The organism is Sphingobium cyanobacteriorum (genome assembly GCF_030580935.1).
Classification (GTDB): Bacteria; Pseudomonadota; Alphaproteobacteria; order Sphingomonadales; family Sphingomonadaceae; genus Sphingobium; species Sphingobium cyanobacteriorum.
Genome location: NZ_JAUQOM010000044.1, coordinates 1 through 5,124, shown reverse-complemented (window position 1 = coordinate 5,124; position 5,124 = coordinate 1). Strand labels below are relative to the sequence as shown.

The window sequence follows — 5,124 nt, the reverse complement described above, 5'->3', positions numbered from 1 at the left end:
ACCAGCGCACCGCCCACAGGATCACATCACCCTGGAAATGGCGCCACTTGAAATCCGTCATCGTTCCGTCCGTCCAATCTCCGCCAAGCATGCTCAAGCTTCACGATTTTTGCAACAGAGCCAGATCAGTTGCGTCTACGACGCACCCTTCTGGCGAGCGAAAGGCTCCAGCGGCCGCATCGTGTCGAACAGCGGCCCCCTGACAGTTACATTCGACAACACGGTGCCCGGCGATCCACATGGCGTGATCGTGGGCTTCATCGAGGGCGACCAGGCCCGCCTCGCATCCCAGTGGTCACCTGAAGCACGGCGCCAATCTGTGTTGAACACCCTCGTACATCATCTCGGCGCGGAGGCGGGCGTTCCTAAGGAATACGTGGAGACCAGTTGGGCGGAGGAGGAATGGACGCGAGGCTGCTATGGGTCGAACTTTCCGCCTGGAGGGTGGACGAAATATGGCTGGCTCCTCCAACAGCCGGTCGGGCGCCTCCACTGGGCGGGCGCTGAAACCTCCCTGGTGTGGATGAATTATATGGAAGGTGCCGTGCGCTCTGGTGAGCGGGCTGCCGACGAGGTTCTGCAAATTCTGCAGCATGAGCGTGTGGCTTCACTCTAGCCTACGGGTCCTGCCGGGCCGATGGAGGCCTGTTGATTCCCCGGAGGCGCGGACGGGAGGTGGGAATCTGATCCCACTAACCGAGCCTGGTCTTGCGGGCCGTCAAATATGCAAGGACGCCAAGACGAACCGAGGCGCGATTTGCTCCGTCATTTCGAACAAATGCTATAGACCGAACACCTGAGCTCGCCGGCTTCGAGGGGTGAAGAAACCTCCGTCCGACTGCCACATGGGCACATCTGTTGATTATCTTTGGCAACCTAAAGTTGCCGCCGGGCTGGACAAGCGGTAAATGCAATTCAGTCAAGTCAGCGAGCTATTAATGTACTTCCTGCTCCGAAGCATCGGCGACTGGGTCTCCGGTGGCTCAAACGCTGTCGGCCCCGCGAAGGCCGTGTTGCTGCCAAGCCTGTCTCACGGCGCGAGGGCGCGATGAGCACCTCACGGCGCGAAGCGGTAGATCGCGGGAAACCTCTCAATGTGGCGGTTTCGCCTGCGCTGGTTGTGCCGGAGAAGGCGGTTCCGACGATCCAGTTCCGACCGGGCGTCTATGCACCCGGGCGCGAGGCCGTCACCCAGATTCTCGAAGCTGCGCTTGATATCTTGATCAACGAAGGGATTCGCGCGCTGACGCTGCGCCGGATTGCGGCGGCCTGCCAGCTACGGGTAGGCAATGTGACGTACTACTTCGCCACCAAGGACGAACTGCTTCGCGCCGTACTGGACGTGGTGGTGGACGGCTACACTGAGGCCGTTCGGGATCTCCGCAAACGGACTGATGAGCCGGCGGAACAGCGGATGGCGCTCCTGATACGCATTCTCTTGGAGGACATCCAGAGTCAGGCCACCACCAATCTTTTCCCCGAACTCTGGGCGTTGGCCAATCGAGATCGCTTCGTCGCCGATTGCCTAAATGACATCTATCGGCGTGGGCGCGAAGTCCTTCTGGACCTCATTGCTGAACTGAACCCGGGCCTTGACGACACAGAGCGGGAGATGGTGGCCGTGTTTGTTCAAGCGTCCATTGAGGGTATGACCCTCTTCGCCGGCCACGATAAACTGTTCGCCGACCGAATGCCCCTGCTCGAGTCCATCTCGGTCAAAGCGCTGGTGGACCTTGTGCGGACTATAGACACTAAAACGATCCGAGCCGGCGTGCGGCAACCGCTGTGGCGGCGGGGCTAGGCTCGAAGCCGGTGTCCGTCAGCACCGCGTGAATCCTAGAGGCTAGCTCTTCCCGCGGAGCCTTCGATCGCTGTATCGCCGCTCGGATGGCGTGGGTCGTCGTGGCGCTGCCGTCGAGTACCTGGCCCATAGCTCCTCCCGGAATGTGGGATCAGCCTGACAGATACTCCCACTCCGGGATCAGACAGCTAGGGCGCGGCAAGACCTAAAGCGGCAACCCGCGAGCGCTGATGGCTGATCGGCGCCGCCGGTGTGGGCTGCAGCGCCGACCGAACCTCAAAAGTTAGCCTTCAACTCTACCCCAACCTGTCGGGGAGCGCCCCAACTCACAAACCGCGAGCCGAAGTTGTCCGAAGAACTCATGCGAACGATGTAGTTCTTGTTTGTCAAGTTTTGAGCGAACAGGCGAACCTGATACTTGTCATCAGCGCTGAACCAGATCACGGAAGCATTCAGGAGCACGTATGCGCGCTGCGCATCCAGCGCGGTGTTGAATTCCCGGAAGTAGATCTTCGACCGATAGCTGACATCTAACAGCGTACGCACATGTCCACCAAACGCGATCGGCTCGCTGTCATAGGTCAGCCCGACATTTGCTGAAACCCGCGGCGCATTGGACAGATAGTTGCCCGACACGTCCTGGGCGCCGAGCGCGGGCGTGAGCGTGTCCAGATTGACGAAATCCTTGTACGTCGCCTTGAGAAGCGAAAGGTTGCCGGTCAGAGTCCAATGCGGGTCTGGGCGCCATGTGCTTTCAAGTTCGGCGCCCACCACGCGCGCCGCGGCGGCGTTGGTGATCTTCGAGACTAGGCCGACGACTTGGTTCAGCTGTAGGTCGGTGTAGTCATAGTAGAAAGCGCCAACGTTCAACAGTAACGCTCCGTCTAGGAGCTTGTTCTTCCAGCCCGCCTCGTAGGAAGTGACCTTTTCTGGCTTGAATACCTGGTTGCAATCGTAAGGGTTGAAGCCGCCGATCTTCAAGCCCTTTGAAAATGTCGCGTATAGGTTGCTGTTATCGCTGACGTCATACTGCGCGCCGACCCTTGGAGTCGTGGAGTGGAATTGGATCTCGTTCCGCTGCAGCGGACAGGTGTCGATCGGCGCCGCGGGTCCAAACGTCAGGAAATTGCGCTGGACATCGCTCTGCCGATCCTCGGAATATCGCAACCCGCCGATGAGTTTCGCCCGCTCGGTGAGGTGCCAGGTGAGGTCCACAAACGCGGCATAGGATTTGGTGACGTAGTCGAATGACTCGAAGTCGAGGGTGCTGCCCGCCGGCAGGGGAGAGAGCCCCAATGGGAAATTATAGTGCAGCTTATCGTAGGCGGTGTCACGCATATAGAAAGCGCCGACGAGCACCTCGACTGCCCCCAGACTGCCCGCGACATTGACCTCCTGGGTAAAGGTGTTTGAGCGCGCCCAGCGTTCCACGGGGAGCCCGTTGACGTTGATGGCGTCATCATCCCGCTGTTCTTGGTCGGCGAGCCGCTGATAGCCCGTGATCGACTTGACCTGGAGGCCTGCCACCTTCCACGTGATGATCGCGCCTGCTGCAGCGTAAGAGCGATCGGCGCCGATCGGATCGTCGGCTGAGATGCGACGCGGCTGCAAAGGTACGATAGCGGTGGCCAGGTAGGGATTCTTGGCGACGGCGTCGGCCGAGGGTTTGTTGGACAATGTGAAGTAAGAGGTCGGTCCGGAGGAATGCAGACCCGTCGCACTGAGATCGAGCGCCAAGTCGTCCGTGACATCCACCGCCAGTTTGAACCGGCCCGAAGTCGCGCGACCTCGATCGACATCCTGGCCGCCCGGCAGGACATTTTTCACAAAGCCCTCGTCGCGGCGCCAGCTGTCTAGCACTAGTCGAGCGCGGATGCGCTCATTGACCGGGACGTTGAGCACGCCCTGAAGTCGACCTTCGTCATAGCTGGCATAGCTTCCAAGCACGTAGCCTTCGAACCTGTCGGTCGGGTCCTGCGTGACGAAATTCACAACCCCACCGTTGGCGTTGCGTCCGTACAATGTGCCCTGCGGTCCGCGCAGCACCTCGACACGGGCAATGTCGGTTTGCGCAAGGTCACCCATCGAGGGGCGAGGTTGATAGACCCCGTCCACGTGGATAGCGACGCCTGGCGAGCCCTGGTTAAGTCCGACACCGCGAATGGTGATTGCTGTCTGCCCCAACAAGCGGCCAGCCTGCATGCTCGGCACGATGAATTGTAGGCCTTCAGGTTGGGAGACCCCCCGCTGCTGAAGCACCGCGCCACTGACAGCGGTAATGGCGGCGGGGATGTCCTGGACGGTCTCGGAACGCTTCTGCGCGGTGACCACCAATTCGTCGACCATTGAAGCAGGACCCGTCTCTGCCTGCGCGCCCCATGCATCCGTCGTGAGAAGCCAAGGCGCCATCATGGCGGACGCACACAGAGAAATGCGGACGGCGTGTTTCATGGTTCCCCTTCAAGTTTCGCTCGCTCAGGTGAAGCGAAGGTTCGCCCCACAACCGGCGGCGAAGGCGCTTCCAAGTCTGAGGGCAGACTCCGACTCGTCCTCCCATTCGTCAAGCATTTTAGGTAGAACGTCCGACTTTGGCGCGTTGCTTGGGTGCAGAAAGGTGCACCTCGGCCGCCGCCTGCGTGCGCAAAAATGCACCCGGATACCGCGAATGATGTGGATAATCGCATGTTTTCGTCCACGAGATGCGCGGCTGAGGCTCCACACGGTCACTAGACAATCTAGGACATATGCATAATATTTCGGCTGTCGGCGGTGTCGTCAGGGCATGCGCCGGAGCTGTCGCGGTAGGTTATTGTCCACGCGGCTTAGACCAGCAGAAGGAGCGCGACAGTGAGCAAGGTGGACCTTTGGCAGGATGCGACGGCCCAGGCCGAACTCGTGCGCTCGGGAGAGATAAGCCGGACCGAACTGCTGGAGGCGACGATCGCTCATGTCCAAGCTGTGAACCCAGAGATCAATGCCGTCATCATCCCGCTCTTTGAGAAGGCGCGGCGTGAGAGCGAGTTGGCCTCCGGGCCCTTCGCTGGCGTGCCCTATCTTCTGAAGGACCTCACCGTCGTGAGCCAAGGCGATATCAACACGTCCAGCATCAAAGGCATGAAAGAGTCCGGCTACAGAGCCGACCACGATGCCTATTTCGTGCAGCGGATGCGCGCGGCGGGGTTCGTTTTGCTCGGCAAAGTTAATACACCGGAGATGGGCACGCAGGTAACGACGGAGCCCGAAGCGTGGGGCGCCACTCGGAACCCTTGGAACCTCGGACGGTCGGTTGGCGGATCCAGCGGCGGCTCAGGGGCTGCGGTAGC

3 protein-coding genes and 1 pseudogene are annotated in these 5,124 nt (G+C 60.4%); 3 read left to right on the top strand and 1 reads right to left on the bottom strand.

Going from position 1 to position 5,124, the window contains the following annotated elements; genetic code table 11:
- Positions 1 to 37: 37 nt before the first annotated feature.
- Both Q4610_RS21320 and Q4610_RS21315 read left to right on the top strand, forming a co-directional pair.
- A complete protein-coding gene (locus Q4610_RS21320) occupies positions 38 to 616 on the top strand; it encodes a flavin monoamine oxidase family protein (RefSeq protein ID WP_304537797.1) in 579 nt (192 codons plus the stop codon).
- A 432-nt stretch (positions 617 to 1,048) separates the two neighbouring features.
- Positions 1,049 to 1,801 (top strand): TetR/AcrR family transcriptional regulator, encoded by a 753-nt coding sequence (locus tag Q4610_RS21315; RefSeq protein WP_304537796.1) that lies wholly within the window; start codon positions 1,049 to 1,051, stop codon positions 1,799 to 1,801.
- A gap of 276 nt (positions 1,802 to 2,077) precedes the next feature.
- On the opposite strand, the gene Q4610_RS21310 is transcribed toward Q4610_RS21315, so the two are convergent.
- Positions 2,078 to 4,252 (bottom strand): TonB-dependent receptor, encoded by a 2,175-nt coding sequence (locus Q4610_RS21310; protein WP_304537795.1) that lies wholly within the window; start codon positions 4,250 to 4,252, stop codon positions 2,078 to 2,080.
- A 396-nt stretch (positions 4,253 to 4,648) separates the two neighbouring features.
- Here Q4610_RS21310 and nylA point away from each other — a divergent pair.
- A pseudogene (nylA, locus tag Q4610_RS21305) lies at positions 4,649 to 5,124 on the top strand (6-aminohexanoate-cyclic-dimer hydrolase); the annotation flags it as partial.